At 58.7% G+C, this 14,942-nt stretch carries 13 protein-coding genes; 5 read left to right on the top strand and 8 right to left on the bottom strand.

Going from position 1 to position 14,942, the window contains the following annotated elements:
- Positions 1–443 precede the first annotated feature (443 nt).
- Together NVV94_RS19990 and NVV94_RS19985 are read left to right on the top strand one after the other, a co-directional pair.
- Positions 444–1,454, top strand: a complete 1,011-nt coding sequence (locus NVV94_RS19990; RefSeq protein ID WP_258444105.1) for a DUF2235 domain-containing protein — start codon at positions 444–446, stop codon at positions 1,452–1,454.
- Between the two features lie 81 nt (positions 1,455–1,535).
- On the top strand, positions 1,536–2,465 hold the full coding sequence (locus tag NVV94_RS19985; protein WP_258444104.1) for a hypothetical protein: 930 nt from the start codon (positions 1,536–1,538) through the stop codon (positions 2,463–2,465).
- A 238-nt stretch (positions 2,466–2,703) separates the two neighbouring features.
- On the opposite strand, the gene NVV94_RS19980 is transcribed toward NVV94_RS19985, so the two are convergent.
- From NVV94_RS19980 to NVV94_RS19965, 4 genes are all read right to left on the bottom strand, one after another.
- Positions 2,704–3,312, bottom strand: coding sequence for a recombinase family protein (locus NVV94_RS19980; protein WP_258444103.1), 609 nt, complete (start codon positions 3,310–3,312; stop codon positions 2,704–2,706).
- Between the two features lie 365 nt (positions 3,313–3,677).
- Positions 3,678–3,998, bottom strand: a complete 321-nt coding sequence (locus tag NVV94_RS19975) for an antitoxin VapB family protein (RefSeq protein WP_258444102.1) — start codon at positions 3,996–3,998, stop codon at positions 3,678–3,680.
- 384 nt (positions 3,999–4,382) lie between these two features.
- Positions 4,383–6,299, bottom strand: coding sequence for a YfjI family protein (locus NVV94_RS19970; RefSeq protein WP_258444101.1), 1,917 nt, complete (start codon positions 6,297–6,299; stop codon positions 4,383–4,385).
- A 120-nt stretch (positions 6,300–6,419) separates the two neighbouring features.
- Positions 6,420–6,647: a helix-turn-helix domain-containing protein gene (locus NVV94_RS19965; RefSeq protein ID WP_258444100.1), complete on the bottom strand. Its 228-nt coding sequence runs from the start codon at positions 6,645–6,647 to the stop codon at positions 6,420–6,422.
- A 673-nt stretch (positions 6,648–7,320) separates the two neighbouring features.
- Here NVV94_RS19965 and NVV94_RS19960 point away from each other — a divergent pair.
- Both NVV94_RS19960 and NVV94_RS19955 read left to right on the top strand, forming a co-directional pair.
- Positions 7,321–7,665, top strand: a complete 345-nt coding sequence (locus NVV94_RS19960; protein ID WP_258444099.1) for a helix-turn-helix domain-containing protein — start codon at positions 7,321–7,323, stop codon at positions 7,663–7,665.
- On the top strand, positions 7,662–8,030 hold the full coding sequence (locus NVV94_RS19955) for a hypothetical protein (protein WP_258444098.1): 369 nt from the start codon (positions 7,662–7,664) through the stop codon (positions 8,028–8,030). Before NVV94_RS19960 ends, NVV94_RS19955 begins: the two co-directional genes overlap by 4 nt.
- On the opposite strand, the gene NVV94_RS19950 is transcribed toward NVV94_RS19955, so the two are convergent.
- Positions 8,012–9,835, bottom strand: coding sequence for a bifunctional diguanylate cyclase/phosphodiesterase (locus NVV94_RS19950; protein ID WP_258444097.1), 1,824 nt, complete (start codon positions 9,833–9,835; stop codon positions 8,012–8,014). The two genes, NVV94_RS19955 and NVV94_RS19950, sit on opposite strands and share 19 nt — an antisense overlap.
- A 135-nt stretch (positions 9,836–9,970) precedes the next feature.
- The gene (locus NVV94_RS19945; protein ID WP_258444096.1) at positions 9,971–12,049 is read right to left on the bottom strand and encodes a carboxy terminal-processing peptidase; all 2,079 of its coding nucleotides are present in this window, start codon (positions 12,047–12,049) and stop codon (positions 9,971–9,973) included.
- Positions 12,050–12,188: 139 nt separating this feature from the next.
- Between NVV94_RS19945 and NVV94_RS19940 the strand changes: the two genes are divergently transcribed.
- Positions 12,189–13,151, top strand: a complete 963-nt coding sequence (locus NVV94_RS19940) for a zinc-binding dehydrogenase (protein WP_258444095.1) — start codon at positions 12,189–12,191, stop codon at positions 13,149–13,151.
- Between the two features lie 123 nt (positions 13,152–13,274).
- On the opposite strand, the gene NVV94_RS19935 is transcribed toward NVV94_RS19940, so the two are convergent.
- Complete coding sequence (locus NVV94_RS19935) at positions 13,275–13,928, bottom strand: HAD family phosphatase (protein ID WP_258444094.1); 654 nt, start codon at positions 13,926–13,928, stop codon at positions 13,275–13,277.
- A 24-nt stretch (positions 13,929–13,952) separates the two neighbouring features.
- On the bottom strand, positions 13,953–14,942 hold the full coding sequence (locus NVV94_RS19930; protein ID WP_258444093.1) for an ABC transporter ATP-binding protein: 990 nt from the start codon (positions 14,940–14,942) through the stop codon (positions 13,953–13,955).

The following is a 14,942-nucleotide window of genomic DNA, read 5'->3' as shown; positions in this document are numbered from 1 at the left end:
GTTCATCCCTCTGCACCGTCAAGCGTAAATTCCCGATACTCACGACGGCAACCCTGCCAAACTCGTCGCGTTGAAGTACTTCGGTTGGCGGTGATAGTTTTTGAACAGGTGGAATTTGCCGAAAGTCATTAACAGGTACGGGTGCATTGAAATCCCGCATCAATTGTTGCATTCGCGGGCTTTGCTGCTGCTGCTGATCAATAGCTTGGTCTATGCCTGGGTGCTGAATCGCCATCTGAGCCAGCGGCGCTAGGCGGGCGCAACTCAGAGCGGGACAGCCGTCATCCCCGCCGAGGTGGCAGCGGATATAAGGCTTATCGCGAACCCCTCTAGCGGTCGCCGAGCCCCGACCTAGCATTAATTATTGTCAGCCTGCGTGGCTCGAGGGCGCGGGCAGGGGCGCTAGGTCTGCGACTCAGGGCTCTGCCCAAGGGGAGATGGCTATGCCGCGGAATCTGATACTGCTGTTCGATGGCACTTGGAACAAACAGCAAGACAAGACCAATGTCTGCCAGATGCTGCAGTCGTTCGCCTCGGCGGGGGCCCATGACGGCCAGCAACCCTGCTTCTATGACCCTGGCGTGGGGACCGAGTGGCATGAGGTGCTGACCGGCGGCGCCTTCGGCCACGGCCTTTCGGCGAATATCCGCCAGGGCTATCGGTGGCTATCCGAGCACTACCAGCCAGGCGACGACATCTTCGTGTTTGGCTTCAGCCGCGGTGCCTATACCGCGCGCAGCCTGGTCGGCCTGATCCGCAAGTGCGGTCTGTTGCACCTGGCGTCCGCCAGTCTGGTGGCCCAGGCCTACGATCTCTATCGCGACAAGGCCGTAGCCCCGGATAGCGCGCCGGCCCGCTCCTTCCGCCAGTCCTTCGCGCGGGAGGTGCGGGTGAAGTTCATCGGCGTCTGGGACACGGTCGGGGCCCTGGGGATCCCGGTTTCCGGCGTGCCCTTCAGCCGCGACTATTACCAGTGGCACGATACCGAGCTCAGCCGGATCGTCGATTATGCCTACCATGCCCTCGCCCTCGACGAGCATCGCAAGGACTATCAGGCGGCGGTCTGGGTGACCCAGGACGGGCAGAAGAAGGCCGAGAATATAGAGGTGGAGCAGCGCTGGTTCATCGGCGCCCACGCCAATGTGGGCGGTGGCTATAAGAATGACCGCCTGCCCAGTATTTCCTTGCGCTGGCTGCAGGACAAGGCCGAGGCCTGCGGTTTGACGCTCTCCTCAACAGTGACGGTGGGGACCAGCGATCACCGTGCGCCGATGGCCGACTCCTACTCCCAGTTCATGTTGGGCCTGTACAAGAATTTGAAAAATGAGTTCAACCGCCCCTTTGGCCTGGGGGTCAATGAAACCATCGATGAATCGGTCTGGTTGCGTTGGAAAGCGGACCCGAGCTATCGACCGGCCTGCCTGTTAGGCCATAGCGACAGGCCGAGTGATTGACCAGCCAGGTAGCCAGAGGCTCGAGCTCGTCAGCCACTTTGACGGGCCTTGAGCGGAGGAGGCCAGGCGAGGAGGGTGACGATGGATAACGCGATGACCATAAAGCTGCTAGTAGCCGGCGTGGCGCTGGTGGTCCTTTCAATCCTGATGCGGGTTCGTACGGTCGGTAAGTACGAGGTCAAGACCCTCGATCTGGTGTTCCTAATCGTTCCGCTGATGGTTTGGTCGCTCGCCACCGGCAATCTCAAGGACATCGACCTTTTCGGGGTGAAGGTCAATCTCTCCGAGCAATTGGTGAATGCGGCGAACACCGGGATCGAGGGTCATGTCCTCCACAACTCCGAACAGTTGAACGTGAAGAATGCGGAGGAGGTGATGAAGAACGGTGGCAAGGTCGGTAGTGAGGAACTGCGGGAGCTGAAAGAGCGGTGCATCAAAGACTTGGAATTCAAGCTCGGTCACGACGGTTACACCGGTCCGGCGATCAAGGCCTATTTCGAAGCGCTGTATGGCAGCTCCTATCTGCGGGTGGTGGTGGTCAATGAACCGAACAGTAAGTTGTTCGGCACTTACAAAGCGACCAGTCTGATCGACTATCTGCGCCTCGCCGGCGACTCGGGTTACGTGCAGTTCCAGCAGCGGTTGAAAAGCAACAGCGAGGCCGACAGGGCGCAACTGAGCAAGCTACCTGGGTTCGTCGGCGTCGACATGGCGGTAACCAACATCACCTCCAAGCGCGATGCGCTGGCGCGCATGGAAGATCTCGACATCGAAAGACTGCCGGTGGTGAACGAGGACAAGTTCTTCATGGGAACTGTGGGGCGGGCGAGGCTTACCACCGGCCTGATCCTGGCCGCCACCGACAAACAGGAAAAGCAATCGTCGGCTAAGGCGGGCGCACAGAGCCATAATCCCTGTCCGCCCCCCTTGGTCCGCCATTCACCTGGAGGGCTGGACATGAATTTCGTGGACAAGGCGCGGCCACTCAGCCGCAAGGGGTTGGCTCAATAGCGTTCATAACCTGAATCCCCTCATCTCGTGTTGCCGATATCCATTGAAGACTTTGTGACCGGGTGGACGGTATGGGAAGTCGTAGCTGCGGTCGGCCAGGTCAAGGATCGTCAGTAGTCGTGCAGTTTTCATCTGACTATTCCCCTCCAAGCCCAACCCGACCTCGCAGGATCGCGTGTGGGACGTTTTAGCACCGTGGTCCATTGGGATTTGGGCGGACTCGCGGTCTGCGCGTCTCCTAGCGCATCACACGTTGCACCGTGCTCAAGGCGCAGCCTACAGACGTGGCAGTCTTGCGCAGGCTCATACCACTGTCGAGGCAATCCTTGATGCGCTTGTGCAGATCCTGGTCAACCGGGCGTCCTTTGTAGACCTTTCTGGCCTGTGCCTGCTTGATCCCTTCAGCCTGACGACGACGACGATCGTCATAATCCTTGCGGGCGACCACGGCCAGCATGTCGAGCAGCATGCCGTTGACGGCTGCAATCATACCCTTGGTGAAGTCATCCTGATCCTTGACAGGCTTCAGCACCGCGTGACTGGTGCTCAAGTCCATGGATACCACTGTGACCTTCCGTGCCGCGATCTGAGCCTTGAGCTTGGTCCAGTCATCCTGAGATAGCCGGGACAACCTATCCACCTGCTCGATCAGCAGTACATCGTCTTCCTGGCTATCGTCCAGCAACCGGAACAGCTCTGGCCTTTCGAGCTTGGTGCCTGATTCGTTCTCGGTGTAGAAGGCCGCGATCTTATGGTCGTTGTCGGCAGCGAACTGGATCAGCACATCCTTGGCGCGGCTGGCGTCCTGATCGTCGGTCGAAGCTCTGAGATAGGCTCGGATGAACATGGCGAATCCTCCTGTACCGTTATACCTGTACTCAATATAGCTGTACTCGTATAGGTTGGAAAGCGGCATTTTCGGTACGGGCTGGAGTACCCGATAAGTGGTATTCGCTGGGGTATACCCATATCGGTATAGCCCTCCTGCTTCAGATCCACGTCAAGCTCCGCCAATTGGCGGAGCTACCCGTTGAGCGGCATGGCGGTTACCTGATCCACGAGCTCGTCGATCACCAGCGTCTAGCGGATGGCGGCTTCGATCCCAGGCACACGCTCTACCACTCCATTACGCTTCGTCTTTTTGTAATTGAGTAGCCTGTCGGGCGCACCATAGAGCCGTTCGACCACACACCAATATATGCTTGGGATTTTCTACTTTGTGTGTTCTCCACTATCATATTCGCCAGTGTTATTCGGTGAATTAATTAGACGCTCAACCAATTCCGCAAAACTTTCTTTCGGTTTTTTCATAGCTGCCAACGCATTAAATACCGACTCGGGCAGCCAAACGGAAAACTGCTTGAATCCCAGCATCAACTGCCGTTTGCGATAGCGCCGCTGAAAGGCGGCACCCTTGCTGACAGGTTTTGTTTGGTCAAGTTCGAGCCAGCCACTCTGCCGCAACCGGGCGGCGTCTACTTCGCTCAAGATTTCGCGGGCATGACTCGGATGAATCATTTTTGTCGCCTTCATCACAGAGCCTCCAAAAAAGTGTCTGATCGTTTACGATCACGGCTTTGATCGTAACTTTTTTACGATCACGGAAACCCGCGTGCCAGAGCGGCTACAGGGCCTTTTTTGGCCTTTGATCGTATGATCGTAACCACACACGCCCACGGACCCAAAAATGGATAAAAAATAAATTTAGCCACCGGCGCTAATCAATTTATCCACCGACGCTAATAAAAAACCGTCGTGTGTGTGTGTTCTACTATCACTCTCTCTCTATATAGAAAGAACACGTCTATTCCGGGCCTTTCGGTGATCGTAAACCCGTTACGATCACGTACGATCATTACGATCAATGCCGGTGGAACACGTCTATTCCGGGCCTTTCCGTGATCGTAAGCCCTTTTCCTAGTCCTCGCCCGGCAGCCCCAGTACCCGCATGCCCTTGTTCCCGTAGCTGCTCTGGGCCAGATCATCGCGGCCCACCAAGTAATCGATGGCCGCATCGAAGGCTTTTTTCCGCAGGTTGGACAAGCGCATCAGCGTAGTCCTTGGCACGAAGCCTTCCTTCAGTGCCGCCACTTCGTTAGCGTTGCGGCCTTTGAATCCACCCCTATCCAGCATCGCCATCAATCTGGCCGCGTCGGCCTGTTCGCCCGGTGGCTGCATGTACTGATTGATAAGGCGTAACAACATCGTATTGGACGCACGAACGAACTGTGCGGCCCATTGAATATGGGCCACGTCGATCACCGGTTTATCCGGGTTGTCCCATACGGCCAACACGCCCGCGATGCGTTCGGTCCTTTCCATGCTGCGCATGCACACCGCGCTTTCATAAGGTGAATTTTCAACCCGGCTATGCTGGTCGAATTCCTGGGTCAACCCGTCAATGATCGCGTCCGCTGCATCGGTAACGTGAACGGTGATCCCGTCCATCAGCATCATGAATACAGCCTTCTTGGAAATTTTAAGCGCTTTAGCCTTGAACGAATCCGGCAGGGTTAATTCCTTCTTGATCCGCCGTATCGCCGGGTTGCTGTCGGTGAAGACGTAGGAGATTCGACCTGCCAACCCATCGGCAAAATTATCGGGCGTAAACGCCGTGCCGAATTTCTCCGGCGTGGTGACCCCGAACAGGTTAAAGGCTGGATGCGGGATGGTGTTGGGTTCCTTGCCCGCTAACGCCCGTTGCCGTACTTCACCGCTACCCGCCGAGTAAAGCGCGAGTATCTTGCGGTTGTTTTCGCGTAAATAGGGCGCGGCTTTTTCCTCGTTGTTGACCGAAAAGAAATGGGCGATTTCGTCCGCGACGCAATAGGTCGCGATATTGCTGACCAGTACGTCTTCCAGGCCTTGACCCGATCCCGGTGCATCGATGAGTTTCGCCTGCGCCAGCTTGCCGATCTTCTCGGCGAGCTTTAACGGCTTATCCTTACCGAGTCCCGTTTTCGCGATGCACAGGATGTATGCGTTCAGCCGCGTACCATCTTCCAGTTTATAGAAACTGCCGCAGGCAGCAGCCATACCACTAAGCGCAGCCCCGATAGCCATTTCCGGTTGCGGTTTGCGGGCGACTTCGAGGCAGGCTTGAACCGCGTCCAGCATGTCGCCGGGAAAAGGTTGCAAACCGGCGGTGCCGGCCTTGGCCGTCAGGAACCTGAAGGCAACGGGACCATAGACGTTATCGTTCTGCTCGATCAGACAGGACTCCACCGCCGTCCTGCCTTTCGCCAGCTCTACGTAGCCGGGCCAGTTGGTCGTGTACGGCAGCCGCGCGCGCCAACAGGCGTCAGATGCCTTGAAGTGCCGGCACAGTCGCTTGTTGACAGCCTCGACTTCGGCCACCGATACGGGCTTGTCCGCCTCCCAGAAACATTGGAGGCCCCCATCGCCCGTGTCGATAACGAAGGTCGGCACCAACCGGAAGGCATCGACCCGCCGGCACAGGCGCTCGTGCTCTTTGGCCAGGTGCGTGTGTTGCTCGTCCAGGGTCGCGCCCTCTGGCGGATCTGTAGCAATCAGATTCACCTGGTAATAACACCCGGTAATGTCGTCCCTACAGGCGGCACCGTCCGCGCCGCTACCCTGTGAGTTTTTCAGGAAAGTGAAGTGTAAGTTACGGTTTTGGTGTTCTTCAACGAACCCGGCCAAGTCGTCGATGTTGTCGATTGACACTGTTTTCCGTTTGATATCTGGCTTGTCGCCTTCGAACATCTTGGGCGTGATAGCTTCAACTTGCAGGAAGCCGGTCAGCCCGACCGTGAACTTTTCCAGGAAAGCCAGGGCTGACTTGGTGTGTACAACTTCAGTGGTATCAGCCATAATGTGTTTGCTCCTAGTGTCTCCTAGTGGCGGTGTTGCATTGATAGTAAACCCTCGAAACCCTCTCGGTTAAACGTCTTCGCTGAGAGGGTTTTTTATTCCGCCAGATTCTCCCGGCCCTTACAGCAGTTCCGCGATCAGCGCCTGTTTGGCTGCCCGCTTGGCTTCGCCAACAATGCGCGCAACTTCGGAAATTGGTACGCGGCGCACGCCGCCCAGCATCAGGTAAGCGATAACGCCAGTGTCCATCAACTGATAAGCCTTCGTGCGGCCCATGCACAACGCGGCACACAGTTGATTGACGGTCAGCAGTTGGGGTTCAGTGGTTGGCAACTTCATGGCGGCCATGATTGGGATACCTTAGTGAACTTTGAACATGGGCGATAGTATACAACCGATTTTTGGAAGTTGGGCAAGAACAAAAGTCGAAGTTTTTTACCTTTAGCTTTTAATTAATTAATTTTAAGGAATTAACCAATTAAAATTAAGAGAAGGTTTGAAAATCAAAGACTTGGGGGCACAGGCTATGGCCTTAAAAATAATTAGCCGCTATTTATTAGGGGCTTAAAATTAAGTGGTTAATTAGTAGGGCTATTTATTATGGAGCTAAAATTAAGAGAAGGTTTGAGAAATCAAGTACTTGGGGGAGATTAGTCGCTATTTATTAGGAGCTTAAAATTAAGCGGCTAATTAGCTGGCTGTAATTAAAATTAAGAGAAGGCTTGAGAAATCAAGGACTTGATATAAATACCGTTCGTCTAATTATGCCTTCTGCTTTGCTCAGGGGGTGATTTCCGGGCAGGGGGTATTTTCCTGGGGGGCTCAGCACTCGACGCTTGGTAGCTGCCCCCCTTCCGGTGGTACAGTTAGCCAACCAGATCGTAGAGGGGGCCCGGCCTGCCGCTGCCAACTGGGATAGAAATAGGGATACCGATGCCGTGCTCTAAGCCTAAGTATCAGATACATAAGGCTTTTGTGCGTAGTAAACGGATTACATATCGTAATCCTACAGGGGGTCGTAATGGGGATTCAGGTCATCAGCCGTGATGGTCAACCGGAATATGCGGTTGTGCCATGGGCTCAGTACCAGGCTTTGCTGCGTGCAGCAGGGCAGTCCGAACACAGTTTCAATGAACCTTCCACCAAACCGTCAACTGCACCAGCGGCCACCGAGTTGCCTGGTCTTGAGTCTTTGCGGGTGTTGCGCGAGGCCAAGGGCCTGGCGCTCGAGGCCCTGGCGCGGACCGTTGGTATCAGCCCGTCCTATCTGTCGATGATTGAAAGCGGCGAGCGCCTGCCCGATGCGGCGATCCGACGAAGCCTTGCCTGGGAGCTGGGGGTTCCTGGCTGGAGGGATGCCTCGTGACTACCGTGCGCATCAGCCGCCAACAGTGGGAAGGGCTGCTGAGCGAACTTGATCATGCCCGTCGCCAACGCCATTTGCTGACGTACCGGGCGTTGCTCGAGCGGTTGCAGTTTCCCACGCCTGCCATGCAGACCCTGACGGCGGCGCTGGAGTACCTGGCGGTACTCGATGCCCGCGCCGAACAACCCTTGCGCAGTTCACTGGTGATCAGCCAGGGCGCCAGCCGATTGCCGCGCACCGGTTTCTTTGAATGTGTTGAGCGCCTGGGGCGGTTTTCCGGCCCCTCCGATGGCGTCGCTGCCGCTTCCTGGCACGCTTCGGAAGTGGTTCGGGTGTTCGAGTACAGCTATCCCGAGGAGGGGTAAGCCTTGCCACCTTTGCCTGGCGCCGGACCCTGAGCTGGCGCAACGCTATCAAGGTTGAGGGTATCGATCAGGTGCAGGCTGTAGCCCGGTATCTCCTTGGCGTGGTGCTTGGCCCGCGAGGCCAGCTCGGCCAGTTGACCGGCATCGAGGTGGGCGCAGGCCTGCTCACGCAGATGCACCACGCCGATGGAGAGTGACAGCAGCGGGAATTCCTGGCGCTGCCCCTGACGGTTGTGGGAAACGAAAAAGCCTTGCTCCAGATCCTCGGCGCGATAGAGGCGTCGACACTGGCTCTGGAAGTCTTCAAGCAACTGTTGCAGGTGTTTGCGCCAGTCGTCGCAGCCCAACACCAGCAGGAAGTCGTCCCCGCCGATATGCCCGACAAAATCGCGGCTGGGGTCGACCCGTTCGTTCAGGCATTGGGCCAGACACAGCAACACCTCGTCGCCCCGGGCATAGCCATGGATGTCATTGAAGGGTTTGAAACTGTCGATATCCACATAGCAGATCACCGACTCACGCCCTTGTTGCAATAGCCGGGTCAGGCATTGCTGGATCGGCACATTGCCCGGCAGCAAGGTCAAGGGGTTGGCATGCCGGGCCTGCTGGATCTTCAGTTCGGTGATCAGCTTGAGCACGTCAATGACCCGTCCCAGCCCCAGGTAGCAGCCATTGACGGTGATGATGAAGTCCTCTTCGATGCGCTGCCGGGCACGGCTGGTCAGCAGCCGGCTGACCTGCTGCAACGACTGATTCAGTTCGACCGCGAGGAAGTCGTCACTCATCAGCCGGCTGATCGGCTTGCGGGCGAACAGGTCGGTGCCGAAGGGCTTGAGCAGCGCATCGGAGAGCGAGTGGCGATGGATGATCCCGCAGGGATGATCCTGGGCATCGAGCACTGCCAGCGAGTTGAGGTTGGCCTGGCGCCGAAAGGCTTCCAGGACATCGGCCGTGGGCGTGTCGCAGGAGACGGCGGGGTGTTCGATCAGCAGCGCACCAAGGTCGCAGCCATCGTCATTGAGCGCCGGGACAGCCGCATCCGGTTGCCTGGGCAGCATGGCGCGGGCTTCGCGCGGGGGCTGCTCCTGCGGGCGGCAGAGCAGGTAGCCCTGCACCAGGTCCACGCCCATTTCGGTGAGCACCGAAAGCTCTTCGGCCAGCTCGATGCCTTCGGCAATCACCTGCGCCCGCGACGCCTTGGCGATCTGCAGGATGGAGCCGACGAACTCGCGCTTGACCGCGTCCTGATGGATGCCATCGATGAAATGCCGGTCGATCTTGACGTAATCCGGGCGCAACTCCGACCACAGGCGCAGGCTTGAGTAGCCGGCACCCAGGTCGTCCAGGGCGATGGAGAAACCCATGGCGCGGTAGTGGTGCAGGGCATTGTAGAGCAGCTGGAAATCATCGGTCGGTGTCTGCTCGGTCAGCTCGATCACCACCTGGCTGGGCGCAATACCATAGTGTTGCAACAGCTGCAGGGTACGCCCCGGTTGATGGGTGGGTTCGAGCAGGGATTCGGGCGAGACGTTGAGAAACAGCTTGCCCTCGAGCTGCTGCGCGCTGAAACGGCGGCAAGCGCTTTCCCGGCAGGCGATTTCCAGCTCGCTGAGGCGACCGGCCTGACGCGCAATGGCGAACAGGTTGATCGGAGAGTGCAGCGGGCTGTTGGACGGCCCCCGGCTCAAGGCTTCATAGCCCAGGATGCGTCGCTCGGACAGGCAGATGATGGGTTGGAACAGGCTGTGCAAGCCGCTTTGAGCCAGTATGCTACTCAAGGCGCTGAGCTGTTCGGTGACGGTCATGGCGAGGGCTACCTTGAAAAAAAGGGCTGGGCGCCCATGGCGCTCAGCCCCGTATTTCACGACAGAATGATGACTGTTTAATGACGCTGCGCCGTTCAGGCACACATTATTTGGCCATCATCGACGCCTTGCCACTCAGTGTTTCGCCACCGCCGAATTCATCCCCAGGTAATCGAGCAGAATGCGCCCGGTTTCGCTGAGGTAGGCGTCGTCTTCCGGCTTGGTATCGTCTTCGACCGGCAGTGCGTCCTCGTCTTCTTTCTTCAGCTCCTTGAGCGGCTCTTCGCCCTTGGCCTTGCGCCGGGTGTTCTCAAGAGCCAACTGTTTGCTTTCGATATCGGTGTGCTGGGCACGTCGTTCCACTTCATTGAGGCTGACGGTCTTCTCGTTCATCAGTTTCTCGGTCAGGGACAGGCGATCGCGGATGTAAATGAACTCCGGGTCCTTGGCCGAGCGGGCATCGTGGCTAGCCTTGAGCTGCGCCAGGAACGGCTTGAACGGGTCCGAGGCCGGTTTGATGGCCGGGCGGATGGTGTCCCATGGCATGGCTTCAGGCAGCGCGCTTTCGCCGATTTCCTTGGTGTCGATCATTGACGGGTAGTCGATATCCGGCAGTACGCCCTGGTGCTGGGTGCTCTGCCCGGAAACCCGGTAGAACTTGGCCAGGGTCAGCTTCAGCTCGCCGTGGTTGAGCGGCTGGATGGTCTGCACGGTGCCTTTGCCGAAGGTCTGGCCACCGATGACCAGCGCGCGGTGGTAATCCTGCATGGCACCGGCGAAGATCTCCGAGGCCGATGCCGACAGGCGGTTGACCAGCAACGCCAGCGGGCCTTTGTAGAAGGCGCCCGGGTTTTCGTCTTCGAGCACATCGACCCGGCCATCGCTGTTGCGTACCAGGACCGTCGGGCCCTTGTCGATGAACAGGCTGGTCAGCTCGGTGGCTTCCTGCAGGGAACCGCCGCCATTGTTGCGCAGGTCGATGACCACGCCGTCGACTTTGTCTTTCTGCAGTTCGGTCAGCAGTTTCTTCACGTCGCGCGTGGTGCTCTTGTACTCCGGATCACCGGCACGGAACGCTTTGAAGTCCAGGTAGAACGCCGGGATCTCGATGATGCCCAGCTTGTAGTCGCGGCCATCCTGCTTGAGGTTGAGTACCGATTTTTTCGCGGCTTGTTCCTCGAGCTTCACCGCTTCGCGGGTGATCGGCACGATCTTGCTGGTCTGGTCGTTCGGCGCATTGCTGGCCGGAATCACTTCAAGACGGACCACCGAGCCCTTCGGACCACGGATAAGCTTGACCACTTCGTCCAGGCGCCAGCCGATCACGTCGACCATTTCCTTGTCGCCCTGGGCGACACCGATGATCTTGTCGGCCGGTGCAACCTGTTTGGTCTTGGCGGCCGGGCCTGCGGGCACCAGGCGGACGATCTTGACCTGATCGTTATCGCTCTGCAGCACGGCACCGATACCTTCGAGCGACAGGCTCATGTTGATATCGAAGTTTTCCGCATTGTCCGGCGACAGGTAGTTGGTGTGCGGGTCGTAGGACTGGGCGAAGGTGTTGATGTACGCCTGGAAGATATCTTCGGCGCGGGTCTGGTCCAGGCGCGAGAGTTGATTCTTGTAGCGCTTGGTCAGCAGTTCCTGGATCGCCTTGGGTTCCTTGCCGGCGATTTTCAGGCGCAGGACTTCGTCCTTGACGCGCTTGCGCCACAGGTCGTCCAGTTCAGCCTTGTTCTTCAGCCAGGGGGCATCCTTGCGCTCTACCAGCAAGGATTCCTTGACGGTGAAATCGATGGTCTCGACACCCTTGTTCAGCTCCGCCAGGGCGAAGTCCAGACGCGATTTGACCCGGTCCAGGTAGCGCTTGTAGATGATGAAGCCAGGGTCCAGGTCACCGCTCTTGAGGAAGTCATCGAACTGAGTCTTCCACTTGTCGAACTCGGCGATGTCGCTGGCCAGGAAATAGCTGCGCGAGGGATCGAGCAGTTTGATATAGCTGTCGTAAATGATCACCGAGCGGGCGTCATTGAGCGGCGGCTTGCTGTAGTGGTGGCGCTTGAGCAGTTCGACCACATTCAGGCTGGCGACGACTTCGTCACGGTCCGGCTGGAGTTTGTCCCAGCTATTGGCGGCGAACACATTGCCCGACAGCGGTAGTGCGGCCAGGCCAATGAACAGGGCCAGGGCAGTGCTTGGCAAGAAATGCTTCATGCTGATTCGACGTGGGGGCAATTGTTCACGCATATTAGGCCGTCTTTGAATTCGCCGGTTCCATCGAAACCGGTCGCATAATGCAAAAAGCCCGGGGCTACAGCTCCGGGCTCAGTCATGACTCAACTATGGAGGCACTGTGAAGGCATTGCAAGGCGTTGACGGACATGTGGAGTGGGTTCAGGCACCTGGCCCGACCTGTGACGTGGGGCAGGTGCGCATTCGGGTGGCTGCAGCGGGGCTCAACCGCGCCGATCTGCTGCAGCGTGCGGGCCTTTATCCGCCGCCACCGGGGGCCAGTGAAATCCTCGGGCTCGAATGCGCCGGGATCATCAGTGAAGTCGGGCCCGGGTCGTCCTGGCAGGTCGGCGACCGGGTTTGCGCGCTGCTGGCCGGCGGTGGCATGGCCGAGGAGGTGGTGGTCGATGCCCGGCATATACTGCCGGTGCCCGAAGGGTTGAGCCTGGTCGAGGCGGCAGCCCTGCCGGAGGTCTACAGCACGGCCTGGCTGAACCTGTTCCAGCTTGCCGCGCTCAAGCCCGGTGAAAAGGTCTTGCTGCATGCCGGTGCCAGTGGCGTCGGTTCGGCGGCCATCCAGTTGTGCAAGGCGTTCGGCAACCCGTGCTGGGTCAGTGTCGGCTCGGCGGATCGACTGGCCTATTGCCAGGAGTTGGGCGCTGTCGGTGGCGTGGTACGCACGGAGGGTCTGGAGGCCTTGAATGACTTTGCCCCCTTCGATGTGATCCTGGATCCGGTCGGGGCCAACTATGCCCAGTTGAACCTCAAGCTGCTGGCCCGTGATGGCCGTTGGGTGATCATCGGCCTGATGGGCGGGCGCGAGGCGCATCTTGACCTGGCCCAGGTGCTGGCCAAGCGTGTGCAGGTGCTGGGTTCGACCCTGCGCAACCGCGACGATCAGTTCAAGGCCGACCTGCTCAGCGATCTGGGGCAGCAGGTGTGGCCGTTGTTTGTGGAGGGGCGCTTGAAGCCGCAGCTGGCCAAGACGTTCCCGGTGCGCGATGCCGAGGCGGCGTTTGCCGAGCTGGCGGGCAATCAGGTGTCGGGCAAGTTGGTGTTGGTGATTGACGAGAGTTTGGTTTAAGTCGGCGTTTGCCTGTGAAGCCCTCATCGCTGGCAAGCCAGCTCCCACAGTAGATAGTGAAAACACCACTATCCCTGTGGGAGCGGGCTTGCCCGCGATCGACCGCGTAGCGGTCGCCAGGTCTCAACTCCACTGATGTATCGGCCACCCCGCCTTCTCGGCTTCAGCAAGTAACACCGGATCCGGGTTCACCACCCGCGGGTTGTCGACCTTGCGCAACAACGGCAAATCATTGCGCGAATCGGAATAGAAATACGCGCCTTCGAGGTTCTCCTCTTCAGCATCCAGCCAATCCATCAACCGAGTGATCTTGCCTTCGCGGTAGGTGAGGGTGCCGACGGTATTGCCGGTATACACCCCGCCCTTGATCTCCAGCTCGATCCCGAGAATTTCATCCACGCCCAGGCGTTCGGCGATGGGTTTGACCAGGTGCGTACCGGACGCCGAGATAATCAGGATCCGGTCGCCAGCCTTGCGGTGCTCGGCAATTTTTTTGCAGGCGTCGCTGAAAATGATCGGTTCGATGAAGTCCTCGACCCAAGGCCCGACCAGATGCTCGACCTCTTCCGGTGTACGCCCGGCAATCGGCTCCAGGCTGAAGGCCATATAGTCTTCCATGGCCAGGTGGCCCTTGCCGTAGGCGTCCATCAGTTGGAGGTCACGGCGCAGGAAGGACTCGCTGTCAACCCAGCCCAACCGGCCCATCTGTGCACTCCAGAGCGACGCGCAGTCGCCGTGAATCAGGGTTTCGTCCAAATCGAAAATCGCTAGAGCCATTTAGGAAACACTCCTTGAAAGCCCTCAGGCTACCTCACAAAGGGCAGTGGGATCGATGGAAAGCGACACGCGCTGACCATTGGGGTGCAGGTCGGCCGCCGAACGGTTCAGTACATCGACGATCAACTCTACGCCACGGGCTTCGACCCGGTAGCGGATCACATTGCCCAGTAGGGTGTGACTGCGCACTTCACCGTCGAGCTCGCCGCTCAGGCCCAACACGATGGCTTCCGGGCGGATCGCCAGGCGCGAGTGGATCGGGCGCTGCAGCAGGCGGCTGGCACTGTCGGCATCGAGCAGATTGTAGTTGCCGATGAAACCGGCGGCGAACACATCGACCGGCGCGGTGTAGAGGGTTTCGGCGTCACCGCTCTGGACGATACGGCCCTGGTTCATCAGGAAGATCCGGTCGGACATGGTCAGGGCTTCTTCCTGGTCATGGGTCACGAAAATCGTGGTCAGGCCCAGCTCGCGCTGAATCTGCCGGATCTGCTCGCGCAGGTGTTTGCGGATGCGCGCGTCGAGCGCCGACAGCGGTTCGTCGAGCAGCAGCAGGCGCGGCCGGGTGACCAGCGAGCGAGCCAGGGCCACGCGCTGGCATTGGCCGCCGGAAAGCTGGTGCGGATAGCGTTTGGCGAACTCTTGCAATTCGACCAGCGCCAGCACTTCGCCGGTGCGCTTGTGGCTGTCGTCGCCGTTGACCTTCTGCATGCGCAGGCCGAAGGCAACGTTCTGCTCCACGGTCATGTTGGGGAACAGGGCATAGCTCTGGAATACCATGCCGATCCCGCGCTTTTGCGGGCTGAGGGGCACCAGGTCCTGGCCGTCCAGGAGGATCTTGCCGCTGTTGACCGAGGTCAGCCCGGCAATACAGCGCAGCAGGGTGGATTTGCCGCAACCGGAAGGGCCGAGCAGGGTGACGAATTCGCCCCGTTCGATGCGACAGTTGATGTCGCTGAACACCGGTGTGCTGGCGTAGTTCTTTTGCAAATGTTCGACGCTGACGAAACTCAT

Origin of the sequence: Pseudomonas sp. LS1212, assembly GCF_024741815.1 — a bacterium.
Taxonomy (GTDB): Bacteria; Pseudomonadota; Gammaproteobacteria; order Pseudomonadales; family Pseudomonadaceae; genus Aquipseudomonas.
This window is presented reverse-complemented; position numbering and strand designations above follow the sequence as displayed.

Bases quoted from the DNA above. Each gene is read 5' to 3' on its own strand.
- NVV94_RS19990 (WP_258444105.1), top strand. From the start codon at position 444: ATGCCGCGGAATCTGATACTGCTGTTCGATGGCACTTGGAACAAACAG.
- NVV94_RS19985 (WP_258444104.1), top strand. From the start codon at position 1,536: ATGGATAACGCGATGACCATAAAGCTGCTAGTAGCCGGCGTGGCGCTG.
- NVV94_RS19980 (WP_258444103.1), bottom strand. From the start codon at position 3,312: ATGTTCATCCGAGCCTATCTCAGAGCTTCGACCGACGATCAGGACGCC.
- NVV94_RS19975 (WP_258444102.1), bottom strand. From the start codon at position 3,998: ATGAAGGCGACAAAAATGATTCATCCGAGTCATGCCCGCGAAATCTTG.
- NVV94_RS19970 (WP_258444101.1), bottom strand. From the start codon at position 6,299: ATGGCTGATACCACTGAAGTTGTACACACCAAGTCAGCCCTGGCTTTC.
- NVV94_RS19965 (WP_258444100.1), bottom strand. From the start codon at position 6,647: ATGGCCGCCATGAAGTTGCCAACCACTGAACCCCAACTGCTGACCGTC.
- NVV94_RS19960 (WP_258444099.1), top strand. From the start codon at position 7,321: ATGGGGATTCAGGTCATCAGCCGTGATGGTCAACCGGAATATGCGGTT.
- NVV94_RS19950 (WP_258444097.1), bottom strand. From the start codon at position 9,835: ATGACCGTCACCGAACAGCTCAGCGCCTTGAGTAGCATACTGGCTCAA.
- NVV94_RS19945 (WP_258444096.1), bottom strand. From the start codon at position 12,049: ATGAAGCATTTCTTGCCAAGCACTGCCCTGGCCCTGTTCATTGGCCTG.
- NVV94_RS19935 (WP_258444094.1), bottom strand. From the start codon at position 13,928: ATGGCTCTAGCGATTTTCGATTTGGACGAAACCCTGATTCACGGCGAC.
- NVV94_RS19930 (WP_258444093.1), bottom strand. From the start codon at position 14,942: ATGAGTTTCGTCAGCGTCGAACATTTGCAAAAGAACTACGCCAGCACA.